Origin of the sequence: Loktanella sp. Alg231-35 (assembly GCF_900143545.1) — a bacterium.
GTDB lineage: Bacteria > Pseudomonadota > Alphaproteobacteria > Rhodobacterales > Rhodobacteraceae > Yoonia.
The window spans coordinates 59,564-80,120 of the sequence record NZ_FREV01000008.1 but is presented as its reverse complement, the minus strand read 5'-3'; the positions used below and the strand labels follow the sequence as shown (position 1 = coordinate 80,120).

Sequence of the window (20,557 nt, the reverse complement as noted above, 5' to 3'; positions counted from 1 at the left end):
TCAACGAACCAGAATGCCCGGGATTAACCACCTAAAGGGAGAAAGACATGAACTTCGGACTCAATAATCCACTTGCGGCCATTGCCGCGCTGCTAGTCTCCGGACAGGCTGTCTATGCCGACGATGTCGTCATCAACCTAGGATATGCCGCAGCAGAAGGCAGTTCCTATGCCGTGCTGGCCGATAAGTTCGCAGAGCTCGCAGAGGAATATTCCGACGGCACTGTTGATGTCAAAGTGCGCTGCTGTGGCCAACTCATGGGTGAGGATGAGGCGTTCAAGGCGATGCAACTTGGAACCGTCGACATGCATATCATCACCGGCAACAATATCTCTCCTCACTTTCCGCTGATGGATGCATTTGTACTGCCCTATATCTTTGAAGATAAGGCACATGCCTATCGCGTTCTGGAAGGCGAAGTCGGAGAGGATTTTTCTCAAAAACTACAGGAAGCCACAGGGGTACATCTTTTGACCTTCGGTTTTGTTGGCGATCGCGATTTCTACAACTCACGCAATCCCATCACAACGATGGCGGATATGTCGGGCCTGAAAGTCCGGGTGCCCAGGAACCAAGTGATGATTGATACCTTCACCGAATTCGGCGCTGCGCCCATTCCGCTTCCTTGGGCCGACACACCTACGGCGCTGCAGACCGGCACTGTTGAAGGGGCCGATAACGGCACCTCTTTCATCCAGTCCCAGAAGTTCTATGAAATCATGCCCTATTTCACCGTGTTGGAACATTTCAACTACTTCTCGCCGCTCTTTGCCAGCGAGCGGATCATGGACAAGTTGGATGACGATCAGCGCGAGGCCGTGATGCGCGCCGCACGCGAGGCTGGCATCTATCAGAAAGAGGAAATGACCGCGCGGGTGACCGAAATCCGGGATTTCTTGCTTGGCGAAGGTGGTATGGAGACGGTCGAGTTCGATCGCACGGATTTCATCGCCGCCGGGCAGCGTGTGCAGGACAACTATGCCTCTGACAAGGGGGAAGATTTCCAATCGCTGGTCGGCGAAATCCGCGCTGCTGCCGAGTAGTGACCCCTCTCCCTACAATTTCGGGCTGCGATTTGTTACCGCAGCCCGCTTTTACCCTACTTGAAAGGGGGTAGGCCATGCTGGGCAAACTTGACCGGTATTTCGAAGAAGTGCTCTGTACGATTTTTCTTACTGTTGTTGTGGGCTCGGTCCTGATGCAGGTCGTGATGCGATTTGTCTTTCATTCCGCCGCCGCCTGGGCCGAGGAAACCGCCGTTTACGGCATGATCTTTGCGGTCTATTTCGGGGCCACCATGGCGGTGCGCGACCGCGCGCATATCCGCATTACATTGCTTGTCAGTCGCCTGCCGCGCCGCTTGAAGGTCTTCTCAATCGTGCTGGCAGATATGTTGTGGGTTGGTTTCGTTATTTTCATGATCGTGCAAACGACTACCTACACTCAGCTTCTTTTTAACGTCACATATCAGACGCCCGGCCTTGGGATTGAGCAGCGCTGGATCCAGATGTTCATTCCAATGCTTTTCTGCCTAATGCTGTTTCGCATTCTTCAAGTCTATTGGCGGTGGAGAAATGACGGTTTCAAAGGATTGCCGCTATGACCCAGACAGATGTAACACCTAAGGGCCGCGGGACAATTCCGGCAATTATCTTCGGTCTCCTGATCCTGAGCGTGGTCGTCACCTATTCCGTAGGCCTGAACGGCCCGATCACCATGGCAGTGGTTTTTGTTGTCGCCATGGCGGTTGGCGTGCCCATCCCTTTTGCGGCAGGTATTGCGACGGTTGCTGGGCTTTATATCGCCGATATCCCGATGACGCTGATGGCGCAAGCCGCCTGGACCGCGTTCGAACCTTTTCCACTGGTCACCATTCCGCTCTTCGTGCTGGCAGGTCAGTTGATGGAGCAGGGCGGCATGTCGGACAAGCTGGTCAAAATCGCTCAAAAACTGGTGGGTGCCTACAAAGGCGGCCTCGGTCTAGTGACTGTAGTAGCCTGCATGTTCTTTGCCGCACTCTCAGGTTCCGGCCCGGCCACAACTGCTGCTATCGGGTCAATCACGATCCCCGCAATGCAGGAAGAAGGCTATCGCTCACGCTTTGCAGGTGCAATCGCGGCCGCTGCAGGCGCTTTGGGCAGCATGATCCCGCCTTCGAACTTGCTTATTATCTTTGCACTGGTGACGGACGTTTCGATCCCGCGCTTGTTTCTGGCGGGCATCATCCCTGGCATCGTTCTGGGCGTGATGCTAATGATTGTGGTTTTCATCATCTCGGTCAGGAACGACTACGGTGGCACCGGCGAGAAATTCCGCTGGGGTCCACTGCTTGAGGCATTCTGGGAAGGCAAATGGGCCGTCATGGCGCCGGTTATCATCCTAGGTGGTATCTATGCGGGAATCTTCACCCCATCTGAGGCCGCAGGTGTCGCCGTGGCGTACGGGCTGTTCGTGGGCATGTTCATCTACAAAGGACTAACCTGGGTCAAGCTCTTTCATGCCTTCAAGTTTACTGCGATTGTAATAGGTACTGTGCTCTTTATTCTGGGCTCCACCAAAGCGTTCGGGCAATTGGTTACCATCTTCGACATTCCTGAGGGTGTGCTTGGCCTGTTCCGTGGTCTGGTTGAATATCCCTGGCTGGTGATGCTGCTGATCGGTGTGTTTTACATCATCGTCGGCATGTGGCTGGAGAGCATTCCGCAGATCATCATCTTCACCGCGGTCTTTTTCCCGCTGGTCACCAGCATCGGTATTGATCCAGTTGTTTTTGGTATTTTCACCGTGATGACCTGCGAGATTGGCTTTCTGACGCCACCCATCGGCGTGAACCTCTTTGTCGCCGCAAGGATCAGCAAGATATCGATTGAGGAAATATCCGTGGGTGTTCTGCCGCTGCTGATCCCATATGTCCTCATGATTTTCCTGTTGGTCTTCTTTTCCTCTTGGGTGACCTTTCTGCCTGATCTCGTTTACGGACCGACGCGATGACCGAATCACTCCAGAACCCGCCACTTCTGGGCTATGTGGATCACCTATCCGCACGGCCCGGCGAAACGCTGGCGTTCAAAGTGTCCTCAACTTCTGAGAAGCCATTCACGGCAAGGTTGAAACGATCGATCAGCGCTGATCCAAACCCGGCAGGTCAGGGTATTGTTGAAGAGGATGCGTCGGTTTTTTTTGAGCCACGCACCTTACCTTCTGTTGAACGACCCTTTTGCCCCGGCTCTTACGGCATCGCGCAATCTGAAGTTTCAGCCACGCCCAGACACAAGGTTGTGCTAACAGCCACGGTTTTTCCAACTTTGCGCAGAGGCCGCAAGCAGACAGTTCTTAGTCTGGGCGCGCTCGACTTTCATCTGGATGCGGAAGGGGCGCTCTGTCTAAGTGTGGGCGGGCAAGAGCTTTCAACAGCTAAGGCACTGAAGTTGCGGAAGTGGTATTGGATTGAAGCCCGGATAGAGGCAGGGCGGGTCTCGCTCAAGCAGGTGGAGCTTGAGGGACTATTTGACGCGAACGCTCATGTCGAGACGCCAATCGAGGATTTGCCTGAAGTGTCGGGTATGGCTGTGATTGCTGCATGTTTGAATGGAGAGCAAATCAGCCAGCACTTTAACGGAAAAATCGAGGCTCCGGCCATCACCGTTGACAACATTCCCGTCTGTGCCTGGGATTTCAGTGTGGGTATGTCATCAACAACAGCCCATGCAAGTTCGGGTCCCAATCTGACCCTTGTTAACTATCCCGGGCGGGCGATGAAGGGCGCGCAATGGGATGCATCCGAGATGAATTGGAACCATCGGCCAGATCACTACGCGGCAATCCATTTTCACGAAGATGATATCTATGATTTCAAATGGGAAACCGATTTCACCTTCACAATTCCCGAAGAAATGTCCTCGGGTGTCTACATCATGCGTCTGGATTGTGACAGGCATCGGGATGCTATCCCGTTTTTTGTCAGCCCGCCCTTGGGCAAGCCGAAGGCTGAATTATGTGTGCTCGTGTCCACGTACACTTATGCAATCTACGGGAACCATGCGCGCCCAGATTTCGATCCTTCGTGGAAGGATCGAATGGCGGACTGGGACGCTTACCCATACAATCCTGCTGAGTATCCTCAATACGGTCTGTCGACCTACAACTACCATTCTGACAGCTCCGGCATTGCGCATGCATCCCACCGTCGACCGCTCTTTAATATGCGCCCTGGCTATCTGACCTTTGGAAATACCGGCTGCTCGGGCTTACGGCATTTCCAGGCCGACAGCCACCTGCTGAGCTGGCTTCACTCCAAAGGCATATCTTATGATCTTGTCACCGATCATCAGCTGCATTCGGATGGTGTTGCTGCCATCGAGGGTTACAAGGTTGTCACCACAGCGACCCATCCCGAATATCATACTGCCCAAACGCTTGATGCGCTGCAGAGTTTTCGAGATTCCGGCGGTAATCTGATGTACCTTGGAGGTAACGGGTTTTACTGGCGTATTGCCGTTCATCCTGAAGATGACAGCGTTCTGGAGATCCGGCGGGCTGAAGACGGCATTCGCGCTTGGGCCGCTGAGCCAGGCGAATACTATAACGCCTTCGATGGCACCTACGGCGGGCTTTGGCGTCGCAATGGACGTGCGCCGCAAATACTTGCGGGTGTCGGGTTTGCTGCACAAGGTGAATTCTTTGGAGATCCTTACCGTCGTGTCTGTGCAGACCCGGATTTTGACTGGATATTCGATGGGGTCGATGATGAGTTCATCGGCAACTTTGGGTTTTCCGGAAATGGAGCGGCAGGATTTGAACTGGATCATATCGACTATCGTCTCGGGACACCGGTACAGACCGTGTTGCTGGCCCGATCGGTCACGCGGGACAACGGGTTTAAGCTGGTTCCAGAAGAGCAACTGACCCACCTGACAAATCTCAGCGGCGGCTCGGAGAAAGATGCACTTCATGCCGATATGATCTGGGTCGAATTTCCGGGTGGTGGCACCGTTTTCTCAACTGGTTCCATCACTTTTTGCGGCTGTTTGCCTTGGAACAACTTTAACAACGATGTCTCAACGCTGCTCCATAATGTCCTGTCCAAACTCCTTGACAGAGGCACAAGAGCTGAAAGTGCTAAAGCTTCGAAAAGTCACCCGAGCAGATTATGAAGTCCGAATATTCAACCACTCATTCGCATGCCGCACAGCCAATAGGGCGTTCAGCGCAAGATAAAAATCAGACCGGCAGGAGTGTGCGGGCACTAAATTCAGCAATGTCTGCCGTGTTCTGTTTGTTGGCAATTTGGATGTCGTCCGAGGCTAAGGCTCAGCAGCGGACAATTATCAATCCGGGATTTGAGCAATTCAATACGGGTGCCGGCGGGCCTGTATACTTTCCCACGCCCACTTCCCCGGTTCCCCCAACTGGCACTGCGCGCCTCGTGGTCGCGGATCAAAGTTATTTCCCCGGGTGGCGATCGACGGATGCTGACCGGATCGAAATCTGGCGATCCGAACCTGGTGGTATTTCAGCGGCATCGGGCACCTACTTTGCGGAAATGAACGCGTTCAACTCTTCAGCATTGTACCAAGAAGTTTGTTTTCAAAACGGTGAGGCAATATCGTGGAGCTTCGATCACAGAGCGCGAGAGGATGGTCTGGCGGTCCAAACAGCAAATTTTCAAATCGCGACAACCGCAGGTTCGGTACAACAAACGCTGGCGACACAGTCCACAGCCGTTGGTGATGGGTGGCAGACCAATTCAGGTTCTTCGACATTTTCTGGTCCATCGGGGACTTATCGCATCCAATTTCAAACACCTAATCCTGGTTCTGTTGGGAACTTTTTGGACAATATTCAAATTCAGCTGGCTGCCTATGCGGAGTTTACGGGCACTGCAACGTCTTCACCAGAAAACTCGGCAGCACAGTCCCTCCCGCAAGTTGTGATTGCAGGGCAAATCCCTAACGCTGTGACCATCCCCGTAACTATCATTGGTGGGACCGCGACCCTCGGTGTAGACTTCGCTCAAACGGCGACTTCTATTACAGTTCCGGCTGGTTTATATGACGGCGTTAGTGCCGCTTCATTCTTTACAGTGCCAATTACAATCACAGCGGATACTTTCTTTGAACCCGATGAGACTATTGTTCTTCAAATCGGAACACCATCTTCGCCCACGGTCCAGATTGCAGCGCTGGATTGTACACCCCCGCCTTCGACTGTAGCGATTCACACTATTGAGAACGACGATGTTGCCATCGACGCGATGGATGACACACCCGCGGCGGTGAGTGGCTTCAGCGGTGGGGCTACGGCGACGGTCCTGGGCAACGACACGCTGAACGGCGGTGTGGTCAATCCGGCAGATATCACGCTGAGCCGTGCGGGCACAGCCTCAGACGGAATCACGGCACTGGGGTTGGTGAGCCCGCCGTCGGCGGGCTCGGTCACCATGAACGCGGACGGTGAGCTTGTGGTTGCACCGGGCACAACCGCGGGCACTTACGTCTATACCTATGAGATCTGCGAAGTCCTCAACCCCACCAACTGCGACACCGCAGAAGTGACAGTTGTGGTCGACCCAACCGATATCAACGCCATCGATGACACACCGGCGGCTGTGGATGGCGCAACGGGCGCAACCATCCCCAACGTTGTGGCCAACGACACAGTGGATGGCGTGGCCAACCCAACTATCGGCACGGATGTTACCGTCAATGTGACAGGCACCGCACAGGACGGCACAACAACGCTCGGCCTCGATGTCACACCAACAGCGGGCGGGATTTCACTGGACCCGGCAAACGGTGAAGTAACCGTCGATCCAGGCACAACCGCAGGCACTTACGTCTACACCTACGAGATCTGCGAAGTGCTCAACCCCACAAACTGCGATACCGCAGAAGTGACGGTCGTGGTTGAAGCAACGCCTATCGTGGCGAATGATGATGCGCCCCCTTCTGTGGAGGGTGTTACTGGAGGAACAATTCCGAACGTCGTGGCCAATGACACGCTCAGCGGCGTCGCAAACCCGACCATTGGAACAGATGTCACCGTCAATGAAGCCGGCACCGCACAGGACGGCACAACAACGCTCGGCCTTGATGTCACACCAGCTGCAGGCGGCATCACGCTCGACCCCGCAACCGGCGAAATCACAGTCGCTCCAGGCACCACGGGTGGAGTGTACAATTACACTTACGAAATCTGCGAAGTCCTGAACCCCACAAACTGCGATACTGCAAATGTCATCATCGGTGTTACGCCCTTCGATCTGATTTCACGTATCGAAGAGGACCTCGAAGTCATCCTTGAAGAAGACCTTGCCAACACGCTGACCATGCAAAGTTATCAGATCAGTGGCTATTCTGCCGATGCTCTGGACCGTTTGCGCGATCGTGGCGATGACCAGTGTCTGGCAGCAGTGAACATCGAAGCAGATAATATCCTTTTCGACGTGGACAAGGCGATCATAAAACCGGAAAGCCGCCGCACATTGGATACCATTGCGGCTATTCTCGCAAGCTGCCCTGGCAGCGCATTCGAAATCTCCGGTCATACGGATAGTGATGCATCTAACGCTTATAACCTCGACCTGAGCCAACGCCGCGTGGAAGCAGTTTTGCGCGCTCTGACGGCGCGTGATATTGATGCTACAGGATACATTGCACGCGGCTATGGTGAGAGCCAGCCAATCGCGAGCAATGCGACGGCGGCTGGGAAAGCACGCAACCGCCGCGTGGAGTTCCGCGCTTTGACTGATGAGGACGGCTATAGCGGGCCTTGTGAAGACAGTTTCAGCCTCGTGCGGGCCTTCGATGCTCTGGCTAACGATGATGGCGCAAATGCAGACGGCCATTTCTTGAGAGATGAGCATGACTGTATCACAGACCGTCGCGAGGTCTTTGAGGGCACTCTGAGTTTCTCTGATACCAATCAAGGTCAGACACAAACGGCGATCAACCTGTCCTACCGTCAGGAACACTACCGAGGCCGCGATAGTGTCTTTGGCTATTTTGTTGGCATGTACGCTTCGCAATCGGATGTTTCCAGCAGAGCCACTGGCGAGATACGTGGACTAGGCATAAACGCGGGTATCTACGGCGCAAATCGCCTATACGAAGAACTGTCCCTGGATTACTATCTGGGCGCAGCGACTGGTCGACATGAGTTCGATCTTGCCTTTGACCGCAGCATTGGAACGATCACCGCCACCGGCGACTACAGTTACGTTGCAGGGTTTGCCGGGGCTGCGATCTCTGGCGAACTGGAATATGGCGAGACCAAGCTCACTCCTCGTGTCGGATTTGACTATGTCTACACCCCTGGCGCTGACGTAGACGTCCTCGCCGAGATTGGCGCTTTGTCAGAAGCCGGTGATCTTGAGCTGGATGCGATTTCTGGTGGGCGCATTTTTGCTGAAATCAGAACAGATCGACTTGTTAACAACGACGCAAGCTATCTTTGGTTCAATCCACGCATTGCCTGCTATCAATCACTTGGCAACTTGGATGGTGTTTGCGGTATCGGTGGATCTCTTGGGATCGAAAGTGCCGATGAAGACAGTGAATTGACATATGCCATCGAGCTAGATGGTGAAAAGGGTAACGACTACTTCCTAGGGAATCTCCGGGCGAGGGCAAGCCGTCAAATTGGACCAGCTCAAATCAACGGCGATGCTGGTTTCAACTCTGATGGAAATGTTACAATGGGCGCAAACTTGGAAATGAAGTTCTGACACACCACAGTTTGAGAATTGAATTGGGCATGCGGAAAATAGCTATAGCTGACAGTTTGGTGATGGCCCCAGAGGGGCGGGATCTCATGGCGGTGTTGAAGACGCCGATAAAACATGATGCCTATGGTCGTTCACGCAATCGGTGTGTCGATATCTGGGGGCGTTAATGCAAGCCGACACTAATTCAATTGAACGCAAGCAACACCGGGCCGCCACTCACGGATGACATGCTCTTGAAGCGTGCTATCGGCAGCCTACTGGCCCAGCGAACCGATTATGGTTCGCTGGGCTAGCGACCGGCTTTGTTGCACAAATCAACTGATGGGATTCATGTTGCGAATCCAGTATGCTAGCTGGCATGGATTAGCAATTGGGCACCTACGACTTACAAGTCCACAAACTGGTCAGATTACAACAGGATCCTGAAGCAACGTGGGTCGCTATCAAACTGGTTTGACGCTGCGGTCCAAGCATGCCTGACGATCAAAGTGCTGTTCGGCTTGCCTTTGCGCCAGACCACAGGCTTCGTTGAAAGTCTGTTAGCTTTAGCGGGTCTTGAGTGGTCCGTGCTGGACTTTACACCTTATGTCGGCGGCAAAGGACGTTATTGGTGGCCATTCCGTATCGCGGTTCATCCGTGCCATTGCATCTATTAATCGACAGCACAGGTGTCACTGTACCCTAGATCTGTGACAGCCCGGCCATCAATTTGAAGAACAGAGAGTCCGGTCAATCTGACAATCGTGTTTCGGTGTCGTTGATGGCGTTCCCTTGTGCAGGAATACGACGGGCCACGGCGCGTCATGCAGCGCGGTGATTTGGTCGCCATCGATCAGATACGACCCGGACAGCAGGCGCGTGGCTATGTCGTCTTTAGGGATCATGCCTCTGATACTCATGTGGGTGCCAGCCTTGTGGTCCTGGATTTGGGGAATGTCAGAGTTGCCTCCTTGTCACGGTGCTCAGATGAGGCGGATTTCCCCGGCTTTTGAACAAGCATCAAATAAACGTTGCATGGATATGCTCACTTCGCCTTTGATGGAGGGTATTGGATTGGGGGATATTTCTATGGCTCGGAAGTTTACACTTGGGATTATTTTTGGTGACAACGGTGACAATACGCTGATTGGTACTGCTGGGCGCAACATCATATTTGGCCGCAATGGCGATGACGTAATTGATGGGGGCGGCGGCCCGGATATCATATTCGGGGGGCGTGGCGATGACACGATCCGTGCGGGCGATGGAGATCGCATTTTCGGCGGTCGCGGGTTTGATCAGGTCGTCTACAGCGGCAGTGTTGAGGCGGCCCAGGTCTCTGGCATCAACGGCCAGGGTAGGGCGAAAGTCACCATCAACGGTGAAACCAGCCGGGTTTACTCTGCCGAAGAGCTTTACTTTGAAGATGACGACTACACCGTCAATTTGCGGGGCGAAAATAATGCGGTGTTGGCGCGCGATGATGCGCGCTCGGCTTCAGAGGACGGGCCGACTGTTCTTTCGGGACTGACCGACAATGATTTCGATTTTGACGGTGATGCGCTCCGGATCGAAAGCATCGATACAAGCGGCCTCACCGGCAGTGCCGTTCTCAACGCCAACGGTACAGTCACCTATTCCGCAGATGGCGCATTTGAGAACCTTGCCATGGGCGAGACCGCCACAACTGAGCTGACCTACACCGTCACTGACGACAATGGATCGACCCAAACCGCAACGGTCATCATCACAGTGACCGGAGAGAATGACGCACCAACACTCGATGTGCCGCAAATGGTTAGCATCCCCGAGAACCTCACCGAGGTTCTTACCGCCATGGGGGCCGATATCGATACCGGAGCCATGTTGACCTATACGATCTCAGGCACTGACGCGGTGTTGTTTGACATCGATCCGAATTCTGGGCTGCTGACATTCGTGCAAGCACCAGACTTTGAAATGCCGGCTGATGCAGATCAGGATAATGACTATGAAGTGACTGTCACAGTCACGGATGAGCATGGGGCATCAGCCTCTGACGATGTGACCGTTACAGTGACAGATGTTGAAGATGGGCCATTGCCAAAGGCTTGGATCAATGAATTTCACTATGACAATGTCGGAGGCGACACCGGCGAATTCATTGAGGTTGCTGGCACTGCCGGGTTGGATCTGACGGGCTGGGAACTGGTTCTGTACAACGGCAGCAACGGCAGCGCCTACAACACGATTGACCTGTCCGGCGTGATAGCCGATTCCGCTGGCGGCTTCGGGTTCTCGGTCGCGGATTTGCCATCGAACGGGCTGCAAAACGGAGCGCCCGATGGGATCGCGCTGGTGAATGGTCTGGGAGAGGTTGTCGAGTTCATCTCATATGAGGGTGAGATGACGGCAGTGGATGGTCCGGCAGCCGGTCTTATGTCGCAGGATGTGGGCGTCGCCCAGATCGGCGCGCCAATCGGGGCATCAGTCCAGCGCGTCGGTGTTGAAGACGAATTCATCTGGGCCGCTTTGGACGCAGATACAAGCGGTGCGACCAACACAGGTCAGCAGCTAGGTCCGGTGCAAACATCCGCCTTCCTGAACGAATTTCACTACGATAATGCCGGCTCGGATGTCGGCGAGTTCATTGAAGTTGCGGGCACTGCGGGCGCGGACCTCACGGGGTGGACGCTTGAGCTTTACAACGGCAGCAACGGAACCGTGTACAACACCATTGCCTTGTCGGGCACGTTGGATAATCCCACAGATGGTGTCGGCTTTACGGTGGTCGATTTGCCGACCAATGGCCTGCAGAACGGCAGTCCGGACGGGATCGCGCTGATCAATGAAGTGGGCGAGGTCGTCGAGTTCCTATCATACGAAGGCGTACTTACCGCGGCAAACGGCACAGCCGCGGGTCTGACGTCCGAAGATATTGGCGCGGCCGAAAATGGCGGCTCGCCTGTCGGGGGCTCTTTGCAGCGGCAGGCAGACGGAACCTGGGTTGCGCTGGACGAAAACACGAGTGGCGCTGTGAATTCCGGGCCGGATCTTCAGGCCAACGCATTTATCAACGAGTTTCATTACGATAATGAAGGTTCTGATGTCGGTGAATTCATCGAGGTCGCAGGCGTTGAAGGGGCCAGTCTGTCGGGCTGGACCCTTGAGCTTTATAACGGCAGCAACGGGACCGTATATAATACCATTGCGCTTGATGGGACGTTGGGCAATCCGACCGATGGGGTGGGGTTCTCGGTTGTAGACCTGCCGTCAAATGGACTGCAGAACGGCAGCCCGGACGGCATTGCGTTGATCAATGACTTGGGCGAGGTTGTCGAATTCCTTTCCTACGAAGGCCAGTTGACGGCGACCAATGGCACGGCGGTTGGCCTGACATCAGTCGATATCGGCGCCGAGGAAAGTGGCAGCACACCCATTGGTGGATCGCTGCAGAAGCAAGCAGATGGCACATGGGCTGCGCTCGATACCAACACAAGCGGTGCGGTCAATGACGCTGGTGGTTCTCCGCAGGATCTGTCGATCAACGAATTCCACTATGACAATGCGGGCAGTGACGTTGGTGAATTCGTCGAGGTGGCAGGTCCGGTCGGGCTCGACCTCACCGGCTGGTCGCTTGTGCTCTATAACGGTAGCAACGGTGCGAGCTACAACACCATCTCGCTGACAGGAGAGACCCTGCAAGGCAGTGGGGACACCGGTTATGTCGCGGTTGATGCACCCGGCATTCAAAACGGGTCGCCCGATGGCATCGCCTTGGTGCGGCCAGACGGAAGCGTTGTGGAATTCCTGTCTTACGAAGGTGCGCTGACCGCGACCGATGGGCCTGCGGTGGGCCTGACTTCGACGGATATCGGCGTCGCAGAAACCGGGACAACCGCAATTGGTCAATCCTTGCAAAAACAGGCCGACGGCACGTGGTCAGGACCCGAGGCAGACACGCGTGGTGCGGCCAATGACGCGGTTGACCCGGTGCAACAAGCCAGAATTCATGAGGTTCAGGGCGCAGGTGACGCGTCACCTCTGAGCGGGCTCACCGTCGGCGTAACCGGCGTTGTGACAGCTATCATGTCCAATGGTTACTACCTGCAAGAGGAAGACTCCGATGTGGACGCTGACTTGGCGACCTCTGAAGGGATATTTATCTTCACGGGTGGCGCCCCAACCGTCACGATCACGGATGTGGTCTATGTCGAAGGTGCGGTGTCAGAATTCTTTGACTTCACGCAGATCACAGCCGCGACAGAAAGCATTCTGGGCACCGCAGCCTTGCCAACGGCCAGCCAGATCACTCTGCCACTCAGCGGCACTGCAAACCTCGAGGCGCTTGAGGGCATGCGCGTGTCCGTCACAACCGACGGGTCCGAACCTTTGACGATCATCGAGAACTTCAACTTTGACCGGTTCGGCGAGTTGACAGTCAGCGCGGGGTCGCAAATTCAGCCAACGCAAATCTATGATGCGCAAACGCAGGCGGAGCTTATAGACGAATTGCAGGCGGCGAACCTTGCCAATCGCATCACGATCGATGACGGGGCGGGTGGCAGCAATCCGTCCACCTTCGGTTATATTGCGAACACCGGCGCAGGTGACGATGGCGACGGCATCCTTGGGTCCGGTGATACGTTCACAGCGGATGGTCCGACACTGCGCCTTGGGTCCGAAATCACGGCTCCGATTGAGGGCGTGCTCAGCTTTAGCTTTGGCGAATACAAAGTCATCCCGACCGAAGTTCTGCAAATCGACAGTGCCACCAACGAAGGCGCGCGCGATGTAACCCCACCAGATGTCGGAGGGGACCTGACAGTCGTCAGCTTCAACGCACTCAATTACTTTACCACTTTGGGCGAACGCGGTGCTTTCACGGAGGAGGACCTCGCCCGCCAGACGGAAAAGCTGGTTAACGCGCTGGTCGAACTGGATGGTGATATCATCGGGCTGCAAGAAGTTGAGAACAACGGCTTTGGGGCCGATTCCGCGATTGCAGCTTTGGTCGACGCGCTAAACACGCGGCTGGGGGCCGAAGTTTACGGTTATGTCGATCCGACTGACGACGGTGGCCCCATTGGTACCGACGCGATCTCAAACGGTATCATCTACAAACTCAGCAGTGTGACTGAGCTCAGTTCAGACTTCTTCATATTCGATGATGGCGGCCAACAGCGCAACCGCCCGGCTATCGCGACATCGTTTGAGAATGCCGACGGAGAGGTTTTCACCGTCGCAGTCAATCACTTCAAGTCCAAGGGACCAAGCGGGCTGACAGCAGGTGATCCGCTTGATCCCAACAGTGACAGCGGGGACGGACAGGGTTTCTGGAACCAGGTACGCACAGACGCGGCCGACCAATTGGCAGCCTGGCTTGCAACCGACCCATTGGGAACGGGCGATCCGGATGTCCTTATCCTTGGCGATCTGAATGCCTATAGTCAGGAAGACCCGCTACAGGCTCTTGAAGCAGCTGGATACGCCAACCTGATCGAAGACTTCACCGGTGCGGAAGATGCGTTCAGCTTCGTCTTTGATGGCCAAAGGGGCGCCCTGGATCACGCGTTGTCGTCGGACAGTTTGACGAGCCAGATCACGGGTCTCGCTGAGTGGCACATCAACGCCGAGGAACCTGATTTGCTGAATTATAACTCTGGGTTCAATGACGCTGGCTTCTACAATGGAGCGGATGTCTTTGCCGCATCAGACCATGATCCACTCGTTATCGGCATCAGCCTTGGTTCTGACACGTTCGACTTCGTTTAGACCAGTCACCATCTAGATTGCGCATGTCGGAAGATTGCCTATTGGCAAAGACATCCTCTGCAGATGAGCAGTGGTTGTGAACGGTCAGCATTGCAGAGCCATAAAGGGTAGTGTTGTAAGAAGATGAGCCCAGTCTTCTATTGCAGCGGACACAAACCCCTGTTCAATACCTAGGCGCCCAAAACGGTCCCTTTTGTCACAAGCATCTCTTCCATTAAAGCCATTGCAAATTCCTGTCTCACAAACCTTTGGCCAATCTCAGATCGAATTTGTCACCATTTCTTTCCATTAGTTGAGGATCGGACATTCATGCGAAGCGCGGCATCGGGCACTAATGGGATGTACCGGCTGCTTCACCCAGCAGGTTAGGCTTGGCCTATACTGCAAATAGGAGAAGTAGCATGGCAAAGAATGATTTTGATGAGCTGATGTCGATTGGCGTTGATATCGGCAAAGACGTGTTTCACTTGGTTGGTTTTGATAAGAGCGGACAGCTCGTGTTGCGCAAGAAGATCAAGCGTATGGCGTTGATCTCGACGTTTGAGGAACTTCCACATTGCATTGTGGGTATGGAAGCCTGCATGAGCGCGCATTTTGTCAGCCGCACGTTGCGCAAGATGGGGTTCGAGCCTCGGATCATTCCAGCGGTCAACGTGCAGCCGTTCAACAAGGGCCAGAAGAACGATTACAACGATGCTGCGCAAACTACGATCCTGCCCTTTACCGGAGCAACCTCCAGAGTGCCACGGAATTTTTTTCGTCTATTCGCCCAAAACACCGGCTTTCCAGACCCATGTTTGCCGCTGCCCTTGTAGCTTGCGAACCGGTAGTCGGCCAACATCGCCCAAACTGGGCGTTCGGGTGTTGATGTGAACATATTCCATTGTTTTGCACTTCGAGCACGCAAATGGCGGGATATGCACCGGATGACGTGGATCAATGACCTGAACCAAGTCGGACGCCATAAAATTCATACCACGTCGGCATAGGTTGCATTTAATTTCAACAATCTGACCTGCTTTGGCGGCGTCCTTTATGGTTCGGAACGGCTTTGCAGGGTGGGCGCGAAGCAGGCATGATCGAGATATAGACAACAGGAACAGAAAGTGAACAATATTCTGGAAACCAATCGCTAATCGGAGGGCTCGCCGTCACGCAGAATGCCTATCCCATCCATGACGATTTTCATACGATCAGAGGGATACGGGCGCAAAAGCGCGAGGGCTTCTTCAGGCGAGCCGTTAAGCCAGGTTTCATAGTCAGATGGATCAAGGATAACAACCATCCTGGAGGGATGCACTGGACGCACGATGTCGTTTGAAGTCGTCGTGACCACGGTATGAGAGAGGCCCGTGGGAGTATCAAGCGACGTCGCCAGGGCAGGGGGCGTTGGTTGCCACAGCCCAGCCATCGCAAACGGCGGCCGTGGTTCGTCACCCATGAGTGCAAACCAGAAGTCAGTCGCCGGACGTTTGCCTTTGGCTTCACGGAAACTGCTGGCCGGGATCAAGCATCGGCGCTTCAAGAAGCTGTTCTTCCAAAGCCCGTTGGTCCTCACCTTGTCATCGCGGGCATTGTTCCAAGCCTGCGGCTTCAGCTCTTTGCCGGTCTTCTTGCTTACACTTTTGGTCAGAAATCCCCAGTTCATTTCGACCAGTTCGCGTTCACCTCCGTCGTCAGTACGCACCACCGGTCCTGGGTATTTCGGCCAGATTGCTGTTCTTGGTTCTGCGTTACCCAATCGATCATTTTCAGGCTTGACGCGGAACAGTTCCCGCATGGCTTGGACATTTGTAGTCGCTGAATAGAGGTTGCACATGATGAATCAATCTACAGGATAGTCCAGTCTAGTCCCACTCGATCTTGGGCCACATTTCCTGGACTTTTTTCTTCGCAACCCGTGCCAGCATTGCTTTGATTTCTGGCAGGTCATCCCCTCGGTGAAGGACGCGATAGACTGTTTGGTAGCTATGCCCTTTATCAAGGCACCAGGTACGCAGGTTCAAATCCTTCAGCGCAAGTTCGTCATTGACCCACTGGTTTCTCCGTAGTCGTGTTTGAAAGTATTCCCTCGTTGCATCACTGATCAGCAGTTCCGCCGTGGTCGCGCCAGCAAAGCGCGCTGTCTCGATGACAGCGCCAAAGGGCTCAATGCGCCGTGGTTTGTTTTTCTCGCCGGTGAGCGATGCTCCATCGATCTCTAGCGTCCATTGGATTTTAGGGTTAGGCCGCGACATTCGGATTACGCTAGATTTCGGGTTGTCTTGGTTTTCTCCGAACGGGACAAGGGGCAGTGTGATGCTGGTCGCTTTGCTGTACGTTGCCATCATCTGAAACAGCGAGATCCCGTCGATTATGGCCGGGACTGCTATTGTTGATTTCTTGTCTATTGCGACCAGGGTCTTTGTAGCGCCTTTCTTCGAGAATGTGACGTGGTAGCCTTTGGCACCTTCCCGCAAGTAGGTGTTTGGCTGATAACCTTCTCTGAGCAGGTCGGCAGCTTGATCCCAAAACACTGCGTTGATGGCCAGTATCTGATCGAGATCTGCGCTTTTCAATGTATTTGCCTTCTTGGTGGCTTCGATCGCCCGTTTTTGTTGACCTCCAATGTTGCCTATCTGAGCCACGGAGTCATTACATTTTTAAGGCATTTCTTGCGCGACAAGATTCTGTAAAGGTGTAATATATTTTGTGTTGCACTTTTTTACTTGCATCTTGACTACTGATGTTTCTACCCTAGGGCGAGGGCGCATTGTCCTCTCCAACAGAGGTAAAAGCTATGTTCAAAAAACTTATCCTATCCAACTTTGGCCGTCTGGCTGTTGTGACGGCGGCCGTTTTGGCTCCTTCGTTCGCCTCAGCTGCCGGTGCCGGTACAGGCATCGATGCGTCGTTCACAACGATGCTTGGCGACCTCAACACAATGCTCGGCGGCAACTTCGGTGCTTTGATGCTGCTGGTGTCGCTGATCATTGGTATCGGCGTCTATGCCGTCACATCCAATTGGAAGTGGGTCATCTCAAGCGTGATGATCGCGTTCCTGATCGGCTATGGCGTTGAAATCATCAATGGCATCGGTGGTGTGACAGCGACTGTCGATATGTTGACAGCCGCTGCCGAGGTTCCATCCGTCCCCTTTGACGGTGTCGGCCCAGTCTAAAGCTGGGTTCGTGGGCTCCGCAGTTGGCGGCGGGGTCCACATCAACTTTGATCATGGGGGATCAAGATGTCTGATAATTCTAACATTGTACTGATTGAACAAAAGCTCGAAGTACCTGGGCGCCTGTTTTTCTTCACTGCAGACGATGCTGCGATGTTTCTTGGCCCGTGTTTTGTCGGGTTCTTAGGTCGGAACCTTATCGCTGGCATCGTGATTGGCCTGATACTCCTTGGCCTTTGGCGTCGTCTGAAAGGGGAAGGTGGGATCGAGCGGCTGAAGGCCGCCGCATATTGGTTTTTGCCTCCTGAAATCTCTCCATATCGGTCGTTTCCGCGATCGGATGTGGTCCATTGGAGGGGATAGTCATGAGCCCTCATCAACAAGCACGCCAGTTGCGTTCGTCGCGTGGTATGCGCAACCTTTTCATCATCATATCGCTCGCCGAACTGGTGGTTATCGTCATGCTGGTGGGGTCCTACACCCAAATCCAGCGAACAACTGTTCTTGTGCCGTCCCGCATCAGCGACGGAATGGTGGCCGCTGGCGCTGTGGATTCTCGGTATGTTGAGTCTCTCGCCCTGGATGCAATTTACGCCTTCTACAATGTGTCGCCTGAGACAGCAGCCTATGGTCGGCGTGTTGTCGAGCGGCTTTCGAGCGTCCGTGACCGTCCACGGTTGTTGGATGCATTTGATGCCGTTGCCGAAGATATTCGTGAACGCCGTATCTCAACGACCTTCTTTCCAGAGCGACTTGATCATGACCTTGACGGGTTGCGGATTGTGGTCACTGGTAACCTTTCCACCTTTATCGAAACACAGCGGGTCACGCGGGAAGAACGGATCATCACCCTGATTTTCGTTGAAGAGGCGTCTTCGGTACGTTTGGCCTCGATGACTGTTGAGGAGCCGTCGTCATGAACCGTTTCTCTCTCAAATCGTTTGTGGTCTGTGTCTGTTTGTTCGGATCGTCGGTGGTGGCAGACACTGTTCGGTTAACAACCCGACCAGACCAGAACATCTCGTTCGATGTATCTGTGACAGGTCCAACGCGCATTTCCGTTGTCGATAACCGTATCTCAAAAATCCTGCAGAGTTCGAGCAACTTTGAGATGGTCAATGATGAAGGGACTGGCGACGTGTTTTTGCGGTTCGCTGGGGGTCAGCCCACGTCGGAGAGTGGGTACATTGTGACAGAGACTGGTCATACGATCGGTTTCACGATGAATCCCAAAACTGATCTGGAAAATCATACTGTTCTAGTCACGCTTCGGGGTGTTTCTTCCGCTCCTGCCAGTTCGCAACAAGCGAATGCGTCTGCTGATGCGTCTGGATTTGCCGTGAATTCTGGTGGCAGTGGTTCTTCCCGTACCGCAAATTTGGTCAGCTTTACCCGTCAAGCCTACGCCGCTCGGATCGGCAATCGTTCTGCCTCTGGACAGCGTGTTGGCAGCTTTGCGTCCTATTCAGCTGGGGGCCTGATTGCCCGGATCTCTGTTGTGAGCGCCCGAGGCGGCCAAATCCCTACCGAACGTCAGTTTTATCGATCTAGCCGCACCCTCGCTGTCTACGTGGACCGCGTGATTTCAGGTGGGAAGGTTTGGGTCATTGTTGTGGAGGACACAAGATGAGCAATACGTCTCGCAGAAACAAGCAACTGATCATCGCTGGCATGTGCGGTTTCGTTGGTCTCGGTGCGATGTTTGTGGTCAGTCAGACACTCAATAGCAGCGCACCAGGTCTTCCGATGGGGCAGTCCGAAAGCGGTGTGACAACGACAATGATCGCCGATCGTACCCGTGCTGCTGCACCAGAAATGTCCTGGATCAAGGATGCGGCCACTGAACTTGATGACCTTCGCGACAAGTACGTCAATTTGGAGACGTCGGTTCAGACAATGGTCGAACTACATGAAGCTGAGAAGGCGCAAACGGCCACGGAATACGACGCGATACTCTCGCGGTATGAAGAGACAATCAATGCTTTGCAGCAACGGCTTGAGGCAGGGCAGGGGGGCGCAATCAATCCCACAACAGGTGCTTCACAAGGGACGGGATTTAACCTCCCAGGCAGCGGTTTGGTGTCGGACTTTTTGTCACCGGCTGCTGTGCGCCCCCCTGTGAATGGACCACTTGGTCCACAGACTGGACCAAACAACGGCGCCGGGGGGAGTATTCGAACACAAACACAGCCGGGCGGACAGGTTGCGCCTGTAGGAGCAATACCCGGCTTCGAACCCATTCCGTTCTCGCGTCAATTTACACTGACGTCCTCGGGTGGTTCTGCAGAGGAGCAAGACGTACCTCCGCATCTGTCTAACTATTTACCGGCAGGTTCTTATGCTCCGGCTATCGTTTTGTCTGGTGTTGATGCTTCCACATCGGTGACAAGTCAGGCGGAACCCGTGCCAGTGGTTTTCCGTATTACGTCTCCAGCCATCACGGCCGGGACACGTTCCACTCAGGGCCATACCATTGATTTAACTGGCTGCACCGTTACCGGGTCGGCGCGAGGCGATCTGAGTTCGGAGCGGGTTTATGTACGGCTGTTGAAACTGTCCTGTGTTCAGTCCGGCGGTCGTGTGTTCGAGCGGGATGTTGCTGGCTACATGAGCGGCGCTGGTAAAGCCGGCGCGCGTGGTTTGGTGGTGTCTCGCGAGGGCCGGTTGATCAACAATGCAGCCATTGCAGGCGCGCTTGGTGGTTTGGCTGACGGGATCAAGAGTGTCGGCGATGCCGCATCTGGTGCCGAAGCGACTTCCTTCGAAGATGTGCTCAACAGCGCAGGTGCGTCCTCCGCTGCTGGTGGTGTTAGCGGCGCCGCCAATCGCCTTAGCGAGTATTACATCGAACGCGCCGAACAGTATCAGCCCGTCGTGTCGCTCTACGGTGGCACGCAAGTCGAACTCGTCTTCATGGAAGGCGTGAACCTTGAATAGGT

At 54.4% G+C, this 20,557-nt stretch carries 13 protein-coding genes and 2 pseudogenes; 13 read left to right on the top strand and 2 right to left on the bottom strand.

Annotated elements, in window-relative coordinates:
- Positions 1–47: 47 nt before the first annotated feature.
- From DHN10_RS17295 to DHN10_RS17260, 8 genes and pseudogenes are all read left to right on the top strand, one after another.
- A complete protein-coding gene (locus tag DHN10_RS17295) occupies positions 48–1,043 on the top strand; it encodes a TRAP transporter substrate-binding protein (RefSeq protein ID WP_108816613.1) in 996 nt (331 codons plus the stop codon).
- Positions 1,044–1,120: 77 nt separating this feature from the next.
- Positions 1,121–1,603 (top strand): TRAP transporter small permease, encoded by a 483-nt coding sequence (locus tag DHN10_RS17290; RefSeq protein ID WP_108816612.1) that lies wholly within the window; start codon positions 1,121–1,123, stop codon positions 1,601–1,603.
- Positions 1,600–2,991 carry a TRAP transporter large permease gene (locus DHN10_RS17285; RefSeq protein ID WP_234417172.1) on the top strand — a complete coding sequence of 464 codons (1,392 nt, stop codon included), beginning with the start codon at positions 1,600–1,602 and terminating at the stop codon, positions 2,989–2,991. Before DHN10_RS17290 ends, DHN10_RS17285 begins: the two co-directional genes overlap by 4 nt.
- 314 nt (positions 2,992–3,305) lie before the next feature.
- Positions 3,306–5,153: a N,N-dimethylformamidase beta subunit family domain-containing protein gene (locus DHN10_RS17280; RefSeq protein ID WP_199910709.1), complete on the top strand. Its 1,848-nt coding sequence runs from the start codon at positions 3,306–3,308 to the stop codon at positions 5,151–5,153.
- A 677-nt stretch (positions 5,154–5,830) separates the two neighbouring features.
- Positions 5,831–8,725: an OmpA family protein gene (locus DHN10_RS17275; RefSeq protein WP_159087047.1), complete on the top strand. Its 2,895-nt coding sequence runs from the start codon at positions 5,831–5,833 to the stop codon at positions 8,723–8,725.
- A gap of 362 nt (positions 8,726–9,087) precedes the next feature.
- A pseudogene (locus tag DHN10_RS17270) lies at positions 9,088–9,398 on the top strand (transposase); the annotation flags it as partial.
- Positions 9,399–9,739: 341 nt separating this feature from the next.
- Positions 9,740–14,458: an ExeM/NucH family extracellular endonuclease gene (locus DHN10_RS17265; RefSeq protein WP_234417171.1), complete on the top strand. Its 4,719-nt coding sequence runs from the start codon at positions 9,740–9,742 to the stop codon at positions 14,456–14,458.
- A gap of 401 nt (positions 14,459–14,859) precedes the next feature.
- Positions 14,860–15,156 (top strand): annotated as a pseudogene (locus DHN10_RS17260) (IS110 family transposase); the annotation flags it as partial.
- 434 nt (positions 15,157–15,590) lie between these two features.
- Here DHN10_RS17260 and DHN10_RS17255 read toward each other — a convergent pair.
- Complete coding sequence (locus tag DHN10_RS17255) at positions 15,591–16,277, bottom strand: SOS response-associated peptidase (RefSeq protein WP_108816608.1); 687 nt, start codon at positions 16,275–16,277, stop codon at positions 15,591–15,593.
- 28 nt (positions 16,278–16,305) lie between these two features.
- A complete protein-coding gene (locus DHN10_RS17250) occupies positions 16,306–17,085 on the bottom strand; it encodes a hypothetical protein (protein WP_108816607.1) in 780 nt (259 codons plus the stop codon).
- A gap of 152 nt (positions 17,086–17,237) precedes the next feature.
- Here DHN10_RS17250 and DHN10_RS17245 point away from each other — a divergent pair, with 152 nt between their 5' ends.
- The 5 genes from DHN10_RS17245 to DHN10_RS17225 all read left to right on the top strand — a co-directional run bounded on the left by DHN10_RS17245 (position 17,238) and on the right by DHN10_RS17225 (position 20,555).
- The gene (locus DHN10_RS17245; protein ID WP_108816606.1) at positions 17,238–17,618 is read left to right on the top strand and encodes a hypothetical protein; all 381 of its coding nucleotides are present in this window, start codon (positions 17,238–17,240) and stop codon (positions 17,616–17,618) included.
- 66 nt (positions 17,619–17,684) lie between these two features.
- Positions 17,685–17,981, top strand: coding sequence for a type IV conjugative transfer system protein TraL (gene traL, locus DHN10_RS17240; RefSeq protein ID WP_108816605.1), 297 nt, complete (start codon positions 17,685–17,687; stop codon positions 17,979–17,981).
- Positions 17,982–17,983: 2 nt separating this feature from the next.
- A complete protein-coding gene (locus tag DHN10_RS17235; RefSeq protein WP_108816604.1) occupies positions 17,984–18,538 on the top strand; it encodes a TraE/TraK family type IV conjugative transfer system protein in 555 nt (184 codons plus the stop codon).
- On the top strand, positions 18,535–19,248 hold the full coding sequence (locus tag DHN10_RS17230; RefSeq protein WP_108816603.1) for a TraK domain-containing protein: 714 nt from the start codon (positions 18,535–18,537) through the stop codon (positions 19,246–19,248). The genes DHN10_RS17235 and DHN10_RS17230 overlap by 4 nt, the downstream gene beginning before the upstream one ends.
- The gene (locus DHN10_RS17225; RefSeq protein ID WP_108816602.1) at positions 19,245–20,555 is read left to right on the top strand and encodes a TrbI/VirB10 family protein; all 1,311 of its coding nucleotides are present in this window, start codon (positions 19,245–19,247) and stop codon (positions 20,553–20,555) included. The genes DHN10_RS17230 and DHN10_RS17225 overlap by 4 nt, the downstream gene beginning before the upstream one ends.
- Positions 20,556–20,557 lie beyond the last annotated feature (2 nt).